We start from the raw sequence: 16252 nt of genomic DNA, 5'->3' as shown, positions 1-16252 counted from the left end.
ATGGCAATCCTGCTCAACCGCAGCACCCGCGTCATCGTGCAAGGCTTCACCGGCAAGATCGGCAGCTTCCATGCGGAAGACATGAAGCGCTACGGCACCAAGCTGGTCGGCGGCGTCACCCCCGGCAAGGGCGGCCAGACGCATCTCGGCCTGCCGGTCTTCAACACCGTCAAGGGCGCGGTGCGCGAGACCCGCGCCGAGGCGAGCATCGTCTTCGTGCCGCCGCCCTTCGCCGCCGATTCGATCATGGAAGCGGCGGATGCCGGGATAAAGCTCTGCGTCTGCATCACCGACGGCATCCCCTCGCAGGACATGATGCAGGTCAAGCGCTACATGCGCCGCTACCGCTTCGAGGACCGCATGCGCCTCGTCGGCCCGAACTGCGCCGGCGTCATCACGCCCGGACAGGCGCTAATGGGCATCATGCCGGGCAGCATCTATCTGCCGGGACGCGTCGGCATTGTCGGCCGCTCCGGCACGCTGGGCTATGAAGCCGCATCGCAGATGAAGGCGCTGGGCATAGGTGTGTCGACCAGCGTCGGCATCGGCGGCGATCCCATCAACGGCTCGTCCTTCAAGGACATTCTGCAGCTCTTCGAGCGCGACGACGACACCGACGCCGTGGTGATGATCGGCGAGATCGGCGGCCCGCAGGAAGCCGAAGCCGCGATCTGGGCGCGCGACAACATGCGCAAACCCCTGATCGCCTACATCGCCGGGCTCTCCGCCCCGAAAGGCCGCCGCATGGGCCATGCCGGCGCGATCATCTCGGCGTTCGGCGAATCGGCCCAGGAAAAGGTCGAGATCCTCAAGGAAGCCGGCGTCGTCATCGTGCCGACCCCCGCCTCCTTCGGCGAAGTGGTGGCGGACACGCTGGCGCGGACGAAGAAGGCGGCGTGATCCAGCCCGAGCTTTTGAACCGGCTAGGAATACCAGGCGGTGGCGCGGTCTTCATGACCCGCCGCCGCTTTTCGTTTGGCAACGAGCACCGCAGGCAGCAACGACAACAGTCGCCGGGTAGCGCTAATTCCAAGGCCTTTGGAGAAGGTTTGGTGCGGTCGAGAAGACTCGAACTTCCACGGGTTGCCCCACAGCGACCTCAACGCTGCGCGTCTACCAATTCCGCCACGACCGCACGTGGTAGGAGCCGGAACCTTCCGGCCCGGGGCCTGTAGCAAATCGTTTCCGGCGAAACAAGTGCGCTGAGCGGAATATTCGTCGCTCATTTGCACAACCCTCTACGGCCCAGCTTCACACCGGTGAAACTGGACGTTTTGGCCGATTGCCGCCATATGAGAGGAACATCGAGAAAGTTCCATGACAGAACGCAGCCAGATCGCCACGTCGTTCCTGCCCCTGCCCGGCTCGGCGCCGGTGGAATGGGTGATCGAACCCGGCCTCACCTCCTATCCGGACGCGCTGGCCTTCATGGAGGCGCGCGCCGTGGCGATCCGCAGCGGTGCTGCCGGCGAGATGGTCTGGTTGGTCGAGCATCCGCCGCTCTACACCGCCGGAACCAGCGCGCGTGGCGAAGACCTGATCGATCCCGACCGCTTTCCGGTCTTTGCCGCGGGTCGCGGCGGCGAATACACCTATCACGGTCCCGGCCAGCGCGTGGCCTACGTCATGCTCGACCTCAAGCGCCGGCGCGAGGATGTGCGCGCCTTCGTCGCAGCGCTGGAGCAATGGATGATCGAAACACTTGCCGCCTTCAATGTGCGCGGCGAGCGGCGCGAGGACCGCGTCGGCGTCTGGGTGGTGCGGCCGGATCGCCCTGCCCTGCTCGACGGCTCGCCGGCCGAGGACAAGATCGCGGCAATAGGCATCCGGCTGAGGCGATGGGTGAGCTTCCACGGCATCGCCATCAATGTCGAGCCCGATCTCGGCCATTTCAGCGGCATCGTGCCCTGCGGCGTCTCGGACCATGGCGTGACCAGCCTCGTCGACCTCGGCCTGCCGGTCACGATGGCCGACCTCGACCTGGCGCTGAAAGCCGCTTTCGAGGATGTGTTCGGACCTGCCGCCGTTCCGACTGCGGAGCCAGCTCGGAAGGCCGGCTAAGCCGCTCCGCCTACGGGTGTGTTGAGATTCAGGTCAGGCCGAGTCGGAGTCGAAGACGGGCGCGAAGCGACCAAACAAGGCGGTTCCGAGAACCGGAGCGGAGCGTACTTATAGTACGTGAGCACCGGAAGCGCAGGAAGCCGACATTTGCAGGCCGGCCTCACCTGAATATCGACACACCCTACATGAGCTGCGCGGAAGCCCACAGCATCCCATAGCCATGGATGGCGAAGACCGCGAGCAAAGCGCCGGCCATGACCAATCGGTCGAAGGTCTTGATCGGCTTCAGCTCGTGGCGCGGCTTGACGCCGCTGCCCACGGTGATGAGGCTGAGGATCGAGAACACCGCGCCGGCGATCAGCAGGAAGCTCGGCGAGAAACCGGCCCGCCAGCCAAGCGCGAGAAGCGCGGACAAGAGCAGGAAGGACGCCAGCGCGAGTACCGCCGGGCCGGGGCAGATCTGGCGCAGCACCTGGCCGCCGTCGAATTTCCACACCGGCACCAGATTGGCGATGTTGAACAGCGATGCGCAGCCGGCAAGCGTGGCCAAAAGCGTCGCGGCCAGGCGATGTCCTTCGCTGCCGGCGAGGCCGCTGGCGGCGATCAGCACCGGCACCAGGAAAGCGGAGAAGCCGGCGCCCATCAGCGCCACGAAAGCAACCTCGAAGCGGCTGTCATAGGGCCTGCCGCCGATGGCAATGCCGCCAAGCAGCGGGATGAAGATCATGCGCGCCCGGCGATGTCCCGTCAGGCGGAAGGCGGCCATATGACCGAGCTCGTGCAGGGCGACCACCGAGGTCAGGATCGCGGCCAGCGCCAGCCCGCCGATATTGAGGCCGAAGAACGGCCACAGGATCAGGGCCGAGAGCACGGCGAAACCGATCTGGCTCAGCGGATGCTCGAACCAGCCGCCCTTGCGATAAGTGCCGGTTGCCGCCCAGACATCCAGCTTGCGTATCTCACGGCGCATGGCGAAGAAGCGAAAGACCAGGAAGGCAACGCCGCGATAGCGGTCGGTCTGGGTAAGCGTCACCCGCGTCGCATCGCCCTCGGGCAAAAGCGCGACGGTCTCGCGATAATTCGCCCAGAAGGACGGGTCGAGCGCCGTGTCCTCGATGACCGTCATCGAGAAGCGGCTGCCCTCGCCGACATCCTCGAACCGCGACTTGCGTTCGATCGGCCGCCCGTCCCGGCCATCCCAGGACAATCTGATCAGCGCCGTTCCCTCGCCGTCCAGCGGCTCGGCCGAAAGGATTTCCCCGGACCACCCGGCGTCGCTTCCGAACGGCCACAACGCCTGCCAGAGGCGCTCGCGATCGGCCTTGATCACGCGGCTGACCGTCACCGTGCGCGACCCGAGCGGCACGGTCATCAAAAGGAAGATCAGTCCGAGATTGCCGGCCACGAGGGTGACCGTGACGAAGACCGACACTTGGCTCCCCTGTCTTGGGCTCCTGTCTGGATGGGCAGCCTACGTCGGCGCGGCCAAGAAAGACTTAACAACAATGGCCGGGCTCTTGCCCATCCCAGGCGGGTTCTTGCCCATCCCGCAAGGGCGGGCCCTCGCCCGCCCGAAACAGCGGCGGCGAGGCCGCCTGATCACATGGCGCCGATCCAGATCGCCATGGAAACGAGAAAGGTGCTCATGCAAACCAGCGAGACGACATCCTGAACCAGATCAGACATAACTCTCTCCGTTGTTAGTATGTTCGTAATTTGTTCTAATTTTGTTCGAATGTCAACGACCGTCGATAGCCCGGCGGAGCGAATTCAGCCGGTCCGTTTGGGCAGAGTTAAGGAAAGGTTGACGAGCGATGAGGTTCGTTGCGCGGAGCCAGGCCAAACCGGAATTCGGATCAGGCTGAGTCGAGGATGGCAGGTTCCGAGAACTGGAGCGGAGCGTACTTAAAGTACGTGAGCACCGGAAGCGCAGGAAACTGCCGTCCGCAGGCCAGCCTCATCCGAATACCGGCTTGGCCTACAGGGGCACCACCTTGCCTTCGGCCAGCGTCACCCGCCGGTCCATGCGCGAAGCCAGCTCGTGGTTGTGGGTGACGATCAGCGCCGCCAGCCCCGATTGCCGGACCAGCGCTTCGAGCGCATCGAAGACATAGGAGGCGGTCGTCGGATCGAGATTGCCGGTCGGCTCGTCGGCCAGGAGCACCAGCGGTGCGTTGGCGACCGCGCGGGCAATGGCGACACGCTGCTGCTCGCCGCCGGAAAGCTCGGCCGGCCGGTGCTGCGCGCGCTTGCCGATCTGCATGTAATCCAGAAGCTGTGCCGCCCGCTCCGACGCCTCCTTGGGAGGAAGCCCCTTGATCAGCTGCGGCATCATGATGTTCTCGAGCGCCGAGAATTCCGGCAGCAGATGATGGAACTGGTAGACGAAGCCGATATCGTTGCGGCGGATCGCGGTTCGCTCTTCGTCGGAGAGGCGGCCACAGGCGCGGCCGGCGAGGATCACGTCGCCAGCATCGGGCCGCTCCAGCAGTCCCGCCGTATGCAGCAAAGTCGACTTGCCGGAACCCGATGGCGCCACCAGCGCCACCATCTCGCCGCGCCTCAGCGAAAAGTCGGCGCCGTTCAGAATGGTGAGCTTGCGCGGCCCCTGGACGTAGTGCCGCTCGACGCCCTTCAGCTCGATAATGGCTTCGGCCATCACTCGTACCTCAAGGCTTCGACCGGATCGAGCCGGGCGGCCCGCCAAGCCGGAAACACCGTCGCAATGAAGGACAGGCCCAGCGCCATAATGACGACATAGGTCGTCTCGCGCGGGTCCATCTTCGCCGGCAGCTGGCTGAGGAAATAGAGCTCGGGGTTGAACAGTATCCTGCCGGTCATCCACGAGAAGAACTGGCGGATCGATTCGATGTTGATGCAGATGACGACGCCGAGCAGCACGCCGGCGAGCGTGCCGGTGACGCCGATCGCCGCCCCGGTCATCAGGAAGATGCGCAGGATCGCGCCGCGCGAGGCGCCCATGGTGCGCAGGATGGCGATGTCGTGGCCCTTGTCCTTCACCAGCATGATGAGGCCCGAAATGATATTGAGCGCCGCCACCAGCACGATCAGCGTGAGAATCATGAACATGACGTTGCGCTCGACCTGCAGCGCCGAGAAGAAGGTCTCGTTGCGCTGGCGCCAGTCGACGAGATCGACCGGCCGCTGCGCCGCCTGCTCGACCAGCGGCTTCAGCGCATCGACATTGTCGGGATTGTCGACATAGATCTCGATGGTCTGCGCGCGCCCGTCCATGTTGAAATAGAGCTGCGCTTCCGAAAACGGCATGTAGACGATCGAGCTGTCATATTCCGACATGCCGACCTCGAAGATCGCGGCCACCTTGTAGCCCTTCATGCGCGGCGTCGTGCCGAGCGGCGTCACGTCTCCGTCCGGCGAGATCAGCGTGATAGTATCGCCGAGCACCAGCCCGAGGCTTTCCGCCATGCGCTTGCCGATCGCCACGCCCTCGCCGGTGTCGAAACCGTCGAGCGTGCCCTGCTTGATGTTGCTGGAAACGATCGAGATCTTGCCGAGGTCCTCGCCGCGGATGCCGCGCACCAGGGCGCCCGTGCCGCCGCCGACATTGCCTTGCGCCAGCACCTGGCCGTCGATCAGCGGGATCGCGTATTTGACGCCCGAGACGCCGTTGATGCGGCTCGCCACCTGGGCGTAGTCCTCCAGCGGCGAATCGAGCGGCTGCACGATGAGATGGCCGTTGACGCCGAGGATTCGCGTGAGCAGCTCGGCGCGGAAACCGTTCATCACCGCCATGACGACGATCAGCGTCGCGACGCCGAGCATGATGCCGAGGAAGGAGATGGAGGCGATGACCGAGATTACCGTCTCCTTGCGCCGCGAGCGCAGATAGCGCCACGCCACCATGCGCTCGAAGCCGGAAAAGGCGCCCGCTCCTGATTTGGCCGCTGTCGCCGCCTCGCTCATGCGGCGATACCCAGGCGCTTCTTGGCCTCGGCGATCGGCAGCGTCTCGCGCTCGCCCGACTTGCGGTTCTTGATCTCGACCTCGCCCGCCGCCACGCCGCGTGGGCCGACGATCACCTGCCACGGCAGGCCGATCAGGTCGGCGGTGGCGAACTTGCCGCCCGGCCGCTGGTCGGTGTCGTCATAGAGCACGTCCTTGCCGGCCGAGGTCAGCGCCGCATAGAGCTCGTCGCAGACGCGGTCGCATTCGGCGTCGCCGACCTTCATGTTGATCAGGCCGATGTCGAAAGGCGCCACCGCTTCCGGCCAGATGATGCCGTTCTCGTCATGGCTCGCCTCGATGATCGCCGCGACCAGGCGCGACGGGCCGATGCCGTAGGAACCGCCGGACGCATAATGGTCCTTGCCGTCGGGGCCGGTCACCTTGGCGTTCATCGGCTTGGAGTATTTCTCGCCGAAATGGAAGATATGGCCGACCTCGATGCCGCGCGCCGAAAGCCGGTCGCCTTCGGCGACCTTCTCCCAGGCAGCTTCGTCATGCATTTCGTCGGTGGCCGCGTAAGGCGTCGTCCATTTCGTCACGATGCCGCCGATCTCGGCATCGTCGGAGAAGTTGGTGTTCGCGCCCGGCACGTCGAGCGACAGATAAGCGCGGTCGCAGAACACCTGGCTCTCGCCGGTCTCGGCCAGGATGATGAACTCGTGGCTGAGGTCGCCGCCGATCGGGCCGGTATCGGCGCGCATCGGGATGGCCTGCAGGCCCATGCGCGTGAACGTCCTGAGATAGGAGACGAACATGCGGTTGTAGGCGGCCCTGGCGCCCTCGAAATCGAGGTCGAAGGAATAGGCGTCCTTCATCAGGAACTCTCTGCTGCGCATGACGCCGAAGCGCGGGCGCACCTCGTCGCGGAACTTCCACTGGATGTGGTAGAGATTGAGCGGCAGGTCCTTGTAGGACTTGACGTAAGCGCGGAAAATCTCGGTGACCATCTCTTCGTTGGTCGGACCGTAGAGCATGTCGCGATCCTGCCGATCCTTGATGCGCAGCATCTCCTTGCCGTAGTCGTTGTAACGGCCGCTTTCGCGCCAAAGATCCGCCGACTGGATGGTCGGCATCAGGATTTCCAGCGCGCCAGCGCGGTTCTGCTCCTCGCGGATGATCTGGCAAACTTTGTCCAGCACGCGCTTGCCCAATGGCAGCCACGAAAAACTGCCCTGCCCCTGCTGGCGGATCATGCCCGCGCGCAGCATCAGCCGGTGCGAGACGATCTCGGCCTCGCGGGGATTTTCTTTGAGAATGGGCAGGAAGTAGCGCGACAAACGCATGGACTGGTCCGTGAATGAAAATGGCCGCGCGGGGGAATCGGCGCAACCGAGGCTGCTTGCCCGGGCTTCATAGCCATTTCATGGCCGAATGGAAACCCGAGTGCCCCAAAGTATGGGGCCTTCTGCACCTTACCAAAAAGGCGATTTTGACCGCAAAGTGCCGCAAATGGCTTTTTGATCGATTCACAAGCAAGCCTTGCCGCACTATTGTGCAGTGCAGCACGATATTGCCCGTTTCCGGGCAAAATTCTTCGTGACATTTTCACCTGCCTTGGTCTAGTGTGCGCCGATAACCGAGAGGGCGGAGAAAAATCTGCTCTCCTACGCGGTCAAAGTCTTGGGAGGATGCGATCTAGGCGCGGTAACTCGCTGCCGCCGGACACCGGAAACGGATCGGACGCGTTTAAATTGCAAGGCCTCGTGCCTTGCATTTTTTTTGTGCAATCATCTGCTTAGCCCAGCCCTCTGCCAAACAGCTTGACAGTCCCGCGCTCGCGAAAATCGGAAGCCGGCTTCCGATCTCAACCCCTGCGCGCGCATGCTTCGCAATACTTGCGGAGACCGTGTTCTCAGCGTCAGTGATGGGTATTCGGACTAAAGTCCGGCATGATCCGCATGATGTCGTCGAAGCTGAATCCTAGCCCCATCGTCAGCCCGTAGAGAATACCCATCACGACCACCGTCACGACCGTCGCGCGCAGGAAGGCGCGCCGCATATGCGGCCCGCGCGGCGCGCTGGAAACCGTGCCAAGAGTGACATCCCTGTCGTCGTCCTGCGTGCGCAGGCTGAACGGCAGAACGATGAACAGCACCAACCACCAGGTGACGAAGAACAGCGCCGCGAACAGGACCCAGTTCATGCCTGCTCCAGTTCGACGAGCGTACCGAAGAAATCCTTGGGATGCAGGAACAGCACCGGCTTGCCATGCGCGCCGATCTTCGGGTGGCCGTCGCCGAGCACCCGTGCGCCGCTCGCTTTCAAATGGTTGCGGGCAGCCAGGATATCGTCGACCTCATAGCAGACGTGATGCATGCCGCCCGAAGGGTTCTTCTCGAGAAACGCCGCGATCGGCGAGGCATCGCCCAGCGGCTCCAGCAACTCGATCTTCGTGTTGCCGACATCGACGAACACCACCGTCACGCCATGCTCCGGCAGCGCCTGCGGCGCGCTCAATCGCGCGCCCAGCATATCGCGATAGGCAGCCATCGCCGCAGCCAGATCCGGCACGGCAAGCGCGACATGGTTCAGGCGTCCAAGCATAAAGCGCTCCGCTTTTAGGGGAGTAAGGGAGTAGGGCAGTAAGGGAGTAGGGAAAAAAGGCACAAGAAAGTAACCACTCATTCTTCCCTACTGCCCAACTGCCCTACTGCCCTACTCCCCTATTCCCTTGTTCGTCACCGCGTGACGAACACCGTCACCAGCGGCTTCTTGCCCCAGGCTTCGTTGGCGGCGGCGCGCACGGCGCGACGCACCGCTTCCTGCACCAGGTCGAGGTCTTTTCGACGCTGGCGCGGAATGGAGTCCACCGCGCCGATTGCCGCATCGAGCATCAGGTCTTCCAGCGTTTCGCCGCTGGCATCCGCCTCGGCCACGCCGATCGCCACCAGGTCGGGGTCGCCGGCGAGCTCGTATTTGTCGTCGAGCACGACATTGACCGCGACATGACCGGCGAAGGAGAGCTTGCGGCGGTCGCGTATGCCCATGGCCTGGTCGGTGCCGATCAAGAACCCGTCCTTGTACAGCCGGCCGAACGGCAGCTGGTCGATGATCGTCGCCGGGCCGGGCCAGAGTCTGAGCATGTCGCCGTCACGCACTTGCGCCACCTGGCCGATGCCCGACATCGACATCAACGAGCCTTGCGCCACCAGATGCGCCGCCTCGCCATGCACGGGAACGCCGATCTGCGGCCGCACCCATTCATACATCTTGCGCAATTCGCTGCGGCGCGGATGGCCCGACACATGCACCAACGCGTCGCCATCCTCGATGATCTTCATGCCGAGGTCGATCAGCCGGTTCTTGATTTCCAGGATCGCCCTCTCGTTGCCGGGAATGGTGCGCGAGGAGAACACCACCGTGTCGCCGGCCGTCAGCGCCACCGACTTCATCTCGTCGCGCGACAGCTTTGCCAGCGCGGCGAGCGGCTCGCCCTGGCTGCCGGTGCAGATGATCACCAGGTTCTCGCGCGGGATATAGCCATAGTCTTCCTCGGCGATGAACTCCGGCAGGCCATCCATGTAGCCGAGCTCGCCCGCCACGTCGATGACGCGCTTCAGCGAGCGGCCGAGCACCAGGCACTGCCGGCCGGCATCGCGCGCCGCGCGCGCTATCGAGACGATGCGCCCGACATTGGAGGAGAAAGTGGTGACTGCGACGCGGCCCTTGGCCTTCTCGATGACGCCCTTTAGGCCTTCGCCCACCGCCACTTCCGACGGCGACTCCCCTTCCCTCAGCGCGTTGGTGGAATCGCAGATCAGCGCCAGCACGCCCTTGTCGCCATAGGCGCGGAACCGCGCCTCGTCGGTCTTCGGCCCGATCGTCGGCTCCGGGTCGATCTTCCAGTCGCCGGTATGGATGACGGTGCCGGCCGGCGTGGTGATCGCCAGCGACATCGGCTCGGGAATCGAGTGCGCCACCGGAATGGCCTCGATCTCGAACGGTCCGATGGTGAATTTCTCGCCGGCCCGGTAGATGGACGCCGGTATCTTCGGCGCGTTCTGCTCGCCCTGCCGCTTGGCTTCGAGCAGGCCTGCGGTGAACGGCGTCATCCAGACCGGCGCCTTGAGCCTCGGCCAGATATCGAGCAGCGCGCCGTAATGGTCCTCATGCGCGTGGGTGATGACGATGCCGCGCAGGCCGTCGATGTTCTCCTCGATGAAGCGCGTATCGGGCAGGATGAGATCAACGCCGGGATGCGCGCTATCGGGAAAGGTGACGCCGACATCGACGACGATCCATTCGCGCGCATCAGCGGGCCCATAACCATAAAGGGCGAAATTCATGCCGATCTCGCCGACGCCGCCCAACGGCGCGAAAACGAGCTCGGCGTTTTCTCTATTCGCCATGAATTCTTTCCTTCCTGGCCGTCAGGCCAAGCCGTTGGAGCAATTCCGGGAAAACCGTAGTCAATGACTTCGTCCGGAACGGCGCAAAATAAAACTATACCCGGGCCGAGGCGACAGCGCCGAAATGCACGTCGCCCGCCGCGATCGTCAAAACCGATCCTTCATCGTCGCGGATCACGAAACGGCAGTCCTCGTCAATGGTTTCGAAGACGCCGCGCACCACATTGCCGTCAATTCTGACAGCAACCTCGCCGCCAAGCCCCGCCGCGCGGGCAAGCCAGTGTTTTCTGATGGCATCGAGCCCGCGCCCGTCGTCCCAGAGCCTGGCATTCTCGCTCCAGGCATCCGAAAGCGCCAGGAACAGCATTTCGGCATCGCAATCGGCGCCGAGCGCGCTGAGCGAGGTCGCTGGATAAGGCAAGTCCTCGGGATAAGCCGCGACATTGACGCCGATGCCGATGGCGACCGCGAAACGGCCGCCTTCCAGCATCGCCGATTCCAGCAGGATGCCGGCAAGCTTGGCGCCCGAGGCCAGCACGTCGTTCGGCCATTTCAGCTCGAAGCGGTTGCGCCCCTGGCTCGCGCCATCCAAGGCGACGGCGATCCGGCCTTTCGGCACGACGGCGTCGAGCGCGTCGGCCAGCGCCAGCCCCGCGACGAAGCCGAGGGTCGCTGCCAGCCGCAGCTCGCCGCCCGGAACCAGGAGCAGTGTCGCCGCAAGATTGCCTTCCGGCGTCGCCCAGGCGCGCCCGCGCCGGCCGCGGCCGCTCTCCTGCTTCTTCGAAACGACCCAGAGCTTGCCGGGATCGCCGGCGCGCGCGTGCTCCAGCGCCAGCGCGTTGGTGGAGCCGACGCTGTCATGCGCCTCGAGCCGGAACCCCTCCGACGCCGCGGTTGGAGCCAGCCGAAACGCCATCCCGTCAGAAGAAGGTCTTCGCGGCGGCTTCGGCGTAGCTGCCGATCGGTCCGCCGATCAGCACGTAGAACAGCACGAAGGCGCCGCTGACGCCGAGCACAAGGCGCAGCTCGCTGGCCATCGGAACGAAGCCGCCGACAGGCTCGTCGAACCACATGATCTTGATGATGCGCAGGTAATAGTAGGCGCCCACCACCGAGGCCAGAACGCCGATGATTGCCAGGGCGTAAAGATGCGCGTTGATGGCGGCGAGGAACACATACCATTTCCCCCAGAAGCCCGCGAGCGGCGGAATGCCGGCCAGCGAGAACATCAGGATGGTGAGGATGGTGGCCATGACCGGGTTGGTCGAGGCGAGACCGGAAAGGTCGCTGATCTGCTCGACATTGCCTTCCTTGCGGCGCATGGCGAGGATGAAGGCGAAGGTGCCGAGCGTCATCACCAGATAGATCAGCATGTAGATGGCGACGCCGCGCACGCCGGCCTGGCTGTTGGCGGCAAGGCCGACCAGCGCGTAGCCCATGTGGCCGATCGAGGAATAGGCCATCAGGCGCTTGATGTTGGTCTGGCCGATGGCCGCGAACGCGCCGAGCGCCATCGAGGCGATCGAGATGAAGACGACGATCTGCTGCCAATCGGCGGCGATCGGCTTGAAGGCGCCCATGGTGACGCGCACGATCAGCGCCATCGCCGCCATTTTCGGCGCCGCCGCCAGGAAGGCGGTGATCGGCGTCGGCGCGCCCTCATAGACGTCCGGCGTCCACATGTGGAACGGCACGGCCGAGATCTTGAAGGCGAGGCCGGCGAGCACGAACACCAGGCCGAAGACGAGGCCGAGCTGGCGCTCGCCGCTGCCAAGGGCCGTCGCGATCTCCTGGAAGCCGGTGTTGCCGGTGTAACCGTATACGAGGCTGATGCCGTAGAGCAGCATGCCCGAGGACAGCGCGCCGAGGACGAAATATTTCAGGCCCGCCTCGGTCGAGCGCAAATTGTCGCGGTTGATCGCCGCCAGCACATAGATCGCCAGCGATTGCAGCTCGAGCCCGAGATAAAGCCCGATCATGCCGTTGGCCGAGATCATCAGAAGCATGCCGAGCGTGCAGAGCAGGATAAGCACCGGGAACTCGAACTTGTCGAAATGCTCCTGGCGCGCAAAGCGCATCGACATCACCAGCGAAACCGCCGATCCGATCAGTGCCAGCATCTTCATGAAGGCGCCGAAGGCATCCTGCACGAAGGCGCCGCCATAGGCAGCGCCTTGCCCGCCGGAGAAGGCGAGCCAGAGTCCGGCCACCACCAGCACAAGGACGGCCAGGCCGGTCACGGTCATGGTGTTGTTGGAGCGCGAATAGGCTCCGATCATCAGGAGCACCAGCGCGCCGACAGCGAGGATCAGTTCCGGCGTCGAGAGTGAAAGGCTGGAGAGAAGGTCCGGCGTCATGGTCTATTCCCCGGTCAGTTCGCCGCCGCGGTCTGCGCGGAATTGATGGATGCGGTGACGTTGGTGACGAGCGCCTTGACCGATTGGGCCGTCGCGTCGAACACCGGCGCCGGATAAACGCCGAAGAAGATGACCAGCACCACTAGCGGGTAGATGATCGCCTTCTCGCGCGGCGAAAGATCGAGCAGGTTCTTCAGGCTGTCCTTGGTCAGCGCGCCGAAGATCACGCGTCGATACAGCCAAAGCGCGTAAGCCGCCGACAGGATGACGCCGGTCGCGGCGAAGAACGCCACCCAGGTGTTGACCTTGAACACACCGAGCATGGTCAGGAACTCGCCGATGAAGCCGCTGGTGCCCGGCAGGCCGACATTGGCCATGGTAAAGATCATGAAGACGGTGGCATATTTCGGCATGTTGTTGACGAGGCCGCCATAGGCGTCGATCTCGCGCGTATGCATGCGGTCGTAGATGACGCCGACGCACAGGAACAGCGCGCCCGACACGAGGCCGTGGCTGAGCATCTGGAAGATCGCGCCCTGCACGCCTTCCTGGTTCATGGCGAAGATGCCCATGGTCACGAAGCCCATATGGGCGACCGACGAATAGGCGATCAGCTTCTTCATGTCCTCCTGCATCAGCGCCACCAGCGAGGTGTAGATGATGGCGACGACGGAGAGCGTGAACACCAGCGGCGCGAACATCGCCGACGCTTCCGGGAACATCGGCAGCGAGAAGCGCAGGAAGCCGTACCCGCCCATCTTCAAGAGGATGGCTGCCAGGATGACCGAGCCCGCCGTCGGCGCCTCCACGTGGGCATCAGGCAGCCAGGTGTGCACCGGCCACATCGGCATCTTCACCGCGAAGGACGCGAAGAAGGCCAGCCACAGCCAGGTCTGCATGTTGGCCGGGAACTGATGCGTCAGCAGTGTCGGGATATCCGTGGTGCCCGACTGGAAGAACATCACCATGATGGCGAGCAGCATCAGCACCGAACCGGCGAGCGTGTAGAGGAAGAACTTGAACGAGGCATAGACGCGCCGCTTGCCGCCCCAGACGCCGATGATGATGAACATCGGGATCAGGCCGGCCTCGAAGAAGACGTAGAACAACACGATGTCGAGCGCGCAGAACACGCCGATCATCAGCGTCTCGAGGATCAGGAAGGCGATCATATAGGCCTTGACCCGCTTCTCGATCGCTTCCCAGGAGGCGAGGATGGAAAGCGGCATCAGGAACGTCGTCAGGATGACGAACAGCATCGAGATGCCGTCGACGCCCATGTGGTAGGAAATGCCCGAATCCAGCCAGGCGTATTTCTCGACGAACTGGAAGCCGGCCTGCGAATTGTCGAAGCCCTTCCAGATGAACAGCGACACCAGGAAGGTGAAAGTTGTCGTCGCAAGCGCGATGCCGCGGATGTTGCGGCGCGCGTTTTCGCTGTCGTCGCTGATCGGCAGAATGAAGAGAACACCAACCAGCGGCAGGAAGGTGACCAGCGAGAGGATTGGCCAGTCGGTCATCAGAGCATCATCCAGGTGACGAGAGCGGCCACGCCGATCAGCATGGCGAAAGCATAGTGGTAGAGGTAGCCGGTCTGTAGCTTGACGACGCGGTTGGTGACGTCGACGACGCGCGCCGAGATGCCGTCGGGGCCGAGCCCGTCGATGATCGTGCCGTCACCGGTCTTCCACAGGAACCTGCCGAGGCGCTTGGCCGGCTGAACGAACAGGATGTCGTAGAGCTCGTCGAAGTACCACTTGTTGAGCAGGAAGGCGTAGAGCAGGCGGTGGTTGGCGGCGACGCTGCGAGGCAGTTCCGGCGAGCGGATATAGAACTTCCAGGCAACCAGCAGGCCGATCACCATGGCCACGAATGGCGCCAGTTCCACCCAGAGCGGCAGCTCGTGGATCTCGTGCAGGATATGGTTGTCCGGCAGCGTGAACAGTGACGCCTTCCAGAATTCGGCATAGCCCTCGCCGATGAAGGCGCCGTGGAAGATGATGCCCGCGAACAGCGCGCCGGCCGCCAGAACATAGAGCGGCACCAGCATCACCGGCGGCGATTCATGGACATGATGCATGACCTCGTGGCTGGCGCGCGGCTCGCCGTGGAAGGTCATGAAGATCAGGCGCCACGAATAGAAGCTGGTGAAGCAGGCGGCGACCACCAGCAGGATGAAGGCAAAGCCGGCGACCGCATTGTGGCTGGCGAAGGAGGTCGCGATGATTGCGTCCTTGGAGAAGAAACCGGCGGTGCCGATCACCGTTGCCGGGATGCCGACGCCGGTCAGCGCCAGCGTGCCGACAATCATCATCCAGTAGGTGGTCGGGATCAGCTTGCGCAGCCCGCCCATCTTGCGCATGTCCTGCTCGTCGGACACCGCGTGGATGACCGAGCCGGAGCCGAGGAACAGCAGTGCCTTGAAGAAGGCGTGCGTGAACAGATGGAAGATCGCCGCGCCATAGGCGCCGACGCCGAGCGCCACGAACATATAGCCGAGCTGCGAGCAGGTCGAATAGGCGATGACGCGCTTGATGTCGTTCTGGACGAGGCCGACGGTCGCCGCGAAGAAGGCGGTGAAGGCGCCGATGAAGGTGACGACGGTCAGCGCCGAGTGCGACAGCTCGAACAGCGGGGACAGCCTGGCCAGCATGAACACGCCGGCGGTCACCATGGTCGCCGCGTGGATGAGCGCCGAGACCGGCGTCGGGCCTTCCATGGCGTCCGGCAGCCAGGTGTGCAGCGGCACCTGCGCCGACTTGCCCATGGCGCCCATGAAGAGCAGCAGGCAGACCACGGTCAGCGCCGTCTGCTTGTCGAGCGCATGGCCGAGGAAAGTCAGCACGGCGGCGCCGGCAGGCGCGCCTTCGGCCGGCAGGAATGACGCCGCATTGGCAAACACGGTGCTCAGATTGACCGAGCCGAACAGCACGAACACGCCGAAGATGCCGAGCGCGAAGCCGAAGTCGCCGACACGGTTGACGACGAAGGCCTTGATGGCGGCGGCGTTGGCCGACGGCTTCTTGTACCAGAAGCCGATCAGCAGGTAGGAAGCGAGACCGACGCCTTCCCAGCCGAAGAACATCTGGATGAGGTTGTCGGCGGTCACCAGCATCAGCATCGCGAAGGTGAACAGCGACAGATAGGCGAAGAAGCGCGGCCGGTTCGGATCGTGGTGCATGTAGCCGATCGAATAGATGTGAACCAGCGCCGACACCGTGTTGACGACGACCAGCATCACCACCGTCAGCGTGTCGATCCTGAGCGCCCAGGAGGCGTCGATGCCGCCTGACTGGATCCAGCGCAGCACCGGCACGGTGAACACCTCGCCATTGCCGAAGCCGACGGTGAAGAAGGCGATCCAGGACAGGATAGCCGCGATCACCAGGAAGCCGGAGGTGATGTATTCGGAAGCCTTGGCGCCGAGCGAATTGCCGAACAGGCCGACAATCAGGAAGCCGAGCAGCGGAAGGAAGACGATAGCCTGATACATGGTGG

13 protein-coding genes and 1 tRNA gene are annotated in these 16252 nt (G+C 63.9%); 2 read left to right on the top strand and 12 right to left on the bottom strand.

Annotation, left to right across the window (positions count from 1 at the left end; all coding sequences use genetic code 11):
• Entirely contained in the window at window positions 1–900 is a 900-nt protein-coding gene (sucD, locus tag EJ072_RS27280) for a succinate--CoA ligase subunit alpha (protein ID WP_095815516.1), read from the top strand.
• Window positions 901–1050: 150 nt separating this feature from the next.
• On the opposite strand, the gene EJ072_RS27275 is transcribed toward sucD, so the two are convergent.
• Window positions 1051–1135, bottom strand: a tRNA-Leu gene (locus EJ072_RS27275).
• A 182-nt stretch (window positions 1136–1317) separates the two neighbouring features.
• Between EJ072_RS27275 and lipB the strand changes: the two genes are divergently transcribed.
• Complete coding sequence (gene lipB, locus EJ072_RS27270; RefSeq protein ID WP_126082124.1) at window positions 1318–2061, top strand: lipoyl(octanoyl) transferase LipB; 744 nt, start codon at window positions 1318–1320, stop codon at window positions 2059–2061.
• 181 nt (window positions 2062–2242) lie between these two features.
• On the opposite strand, the gene EJ072_RS27265 is transcribed toward lipB, so the two are convergent.
• From EJ072_RS27265 to nuoL, 11 genes are all read right to left on the bottom strand, one after another.
• Window positions 2243–3493, bottom strand: a complete 1251-nt coding sequence (locus EJ072_RS27265) for an SRPBCC family protein (protein WP_126082123.1) — start codon at window positions 3491–3493, stop codon at window positions 2243–2245.
• A 546-nt stretch (window positions 3494–4039) separates the two neighbouring features.
• A complete protein-coding gene (locus EJ072_RS27260) occupies window positions 4040–4723 on the bottom strand; it encodes an ABC transporter ATP-binding protein (protein WP_189343105.1) in 684 nt (227 codons plus the stop codon).
• Window positions 4720–6006 (bottom strand): lipoprotein-releasing ABC transporter permease subunit, encoded by a 1287-nt coding sequence (locus EJ072_RS27255; RefSeq protein ID WP_126082122.1) that lies wholly within the window; start codon window positions 6004–6006, stop codon window positions 4720–4722. The genes EJ072_RS27260 and EJ072_RS27255 overlap by 4 nt, the downstream gene beginning before the upstream one ends.
• Complete coding sequence (gene proS, locus EJ072_RS27250) at window positions 6003–7331, bottom strand: proline--tRNA ligase (RefSeq protein ID WP_126082121.1); 1329 nt, start codon at window positions 7329–7331, stop codon at window positions 6003–6005. Before proS ends, EJ072_RS27255 begins: the two co-directional genes overlap by 4 nt.
• A gap of 575 nt (window positions 7332–7906) precedes the next feature.
• Window positions 7907–8191 carry a DUF1467 family protein gene (locus EJ072_RS27245; protein WP_042643142.1) on the bottom strand — a complete coding sequence of 95 codons (285 nt, stop codon included), beginning with the start codon at window positions 8189–8191 and terminating at the stop codon, window positions 7907–7909.
• Window positions 8188–8592 (bottom strand): methylmalonyl-CoA epimerase, encoded by a 405-nt coding sequence (mce, locus tag EJ072_RS27240; RefSeq protein ID WP_126082120.1) that lies wholly within the window; start codon window positions 8590–8592, stop codon window positions 8188–8190. Before mce ends, EJ072_RS27245 begins: the two co-directional genes overlap by 4 nt.
• A gap of 134 nt (window positions 8593–8726) precedes the next feature.
• Window positions 8727–10397, bottom strand: a complete 1671-nt coding sequence (locus EJ072_RS27235; protein ID WP_126082119.1) for a ribonuclease J — start codon at window positions 10395–10397, stop codon at window positions 8727–8729.
• Window positions 10398–10491: 94 nt separating this feature from the next.
• A complete protein-coding gene (locus EJ072_RS27230) occupies window positions 10492–11313 on the bottom strand; it encodes a biotin--[acetyl-CoA-carboxylase] ligase (protein ID WP_126082118.1) in 822 nt (273 codons plus the stop codon).
• Between the two features lie 4 nt (window positions 11314–11317).
• A complete protein-coding gene (nuoN, locus tag EJ072_RS27225) occupies window positions 11318–12754 on the bottom strand; it encodes an NADH-quinone oxidoreductase subunit NuoN (protein WP_126082117.1) in 1437 nt (478 codons plus the stop codon).
• 14 nt (window positions 12755–12768) lie between these two features.
• Window positions 12769–14274, bottom strand: a complete 1506-nt coding sequence (locus EJ072_RS27220; RefSeq protein ID WP_126082116.1) for an NADH-quinone oxidoreductase subunit M — start codon at window positions 14272–14274, stop codon at window positions 12769–12771.
• Window positions 14274–16247: an NADH-quinone oxidoreductase subunit L gene (gene nuoL / locus EJ072_RS27215; protein ID WP_126082115.1), complete on the bottom strand. Its 1974-nt coding sequence runs from the start codon at window positions 16245–16247 to the stop codon at window positions 14274–14276. The genes EJ072_RS27220 and nuoL overlap by 1 nt, the downstream gene beginning before the upstream one ends.
• Window positions 16248–16252 lie beyond the last annotated feature (5 nt).

The organism is Mesorhizobium sp. M2A.F.Ca.ET.046.03.2.1, assembly GCF_003952425.1.
Taxonomy (GTDB): Bacteria; Pseudomonadota; Alphaproteobacteria; order Rhizobiales; family Rhizobiaceae; genus Mesorhizobium.
Note: the sequence above shows the minus strand (reverse complement) of the source record. Positions and strands in the feature narration are given on the sequence as shown.

What these genes read in the sequence shown, in the direction of transcription:
- nuoL (WP_126082115.1), bottom strand. Translation starts at nt 16,247, where the DNA reads ATGTATCAGGCTATCGTCTTCCTTCCGCTGCTCGGCTTCCTGATTGTC.
- EJ072_RS27230 (WP_126082118.1), bottom strand. Translation starts at nt 11,313, where the DNA reads ATGGCGTTTCGGCTGGCTCCAACCGCGGCGTCGGAGGGGTTCCGGCTC.
- mce (WP_126082120.1), bottom strand. Translation starts at nt 8,592, where the DNA reads ATGCTTGGACGCCTGAACCATGTCGCGCTTGCCGTGCCGGATCTGGCT.
- proS (WP_126082121.1), bottom strand. Translation starts at nt 7,331, where the DNA reads ATGCGTTTGTCGCGCTACTTCCTGCCCATTCTCAAAGAAAATCCCCGC.
- EJ072_RS27255 (WP_126082122.1), bottom strand. Translation starts at nt 6,006, where the DNA reads ATGAGCGAGGCGGCGACAGCGGCCAAATCAGGAGCGGGCGCCTTTTCC.
- EJ072_RS27220 (WP_126082116.1), bottom strand. Translation starts at nt 14,274, where the DNA reads ATGACCGACTGGCCAATCCTCTCGCTGGTCACCTTCCTGCCGCTGGTT.
- EJ072_RS27235 (WP_126082119.1), bottom strand. Translation starts at nt 10,397, where the DNA reads ATGGCGAATAGAGAAAACGCCGAGCTCGTTTTCGCGCCGTTGGGCGGC.
- EJ072_RS27245 (WP_042643142.1), bottom strand. Translation starts at nt 8,191, where the DNA reads ATGAACTGGGTCCTGTTCGCGGCGCTGTTCTTCGTCACCTGGTGGTTG.
- nuoN (WP_126082117.1), bottom strand. Translation starts at nt 12,754, where the DNA reads ATGACGCCGGACCTTCTCTCCAGCCTTTCACTCTCGACGCCGGAACTG.
- lipB (WP_126082124.1), top strand. Translation starts at nt 1,318, where the DNA reads ATGACAGAACGCAGCCAGATCGCCACGTCGTTCCTGCCCCTGCCCGGC.
- sucD (WP_095815516.1), top strand. Translation starts at nt 1, where the DNA reads ATGGCAATCCTGCTCAACCGCAGCACCCGCGTCATCGTGCAAGGCTTC.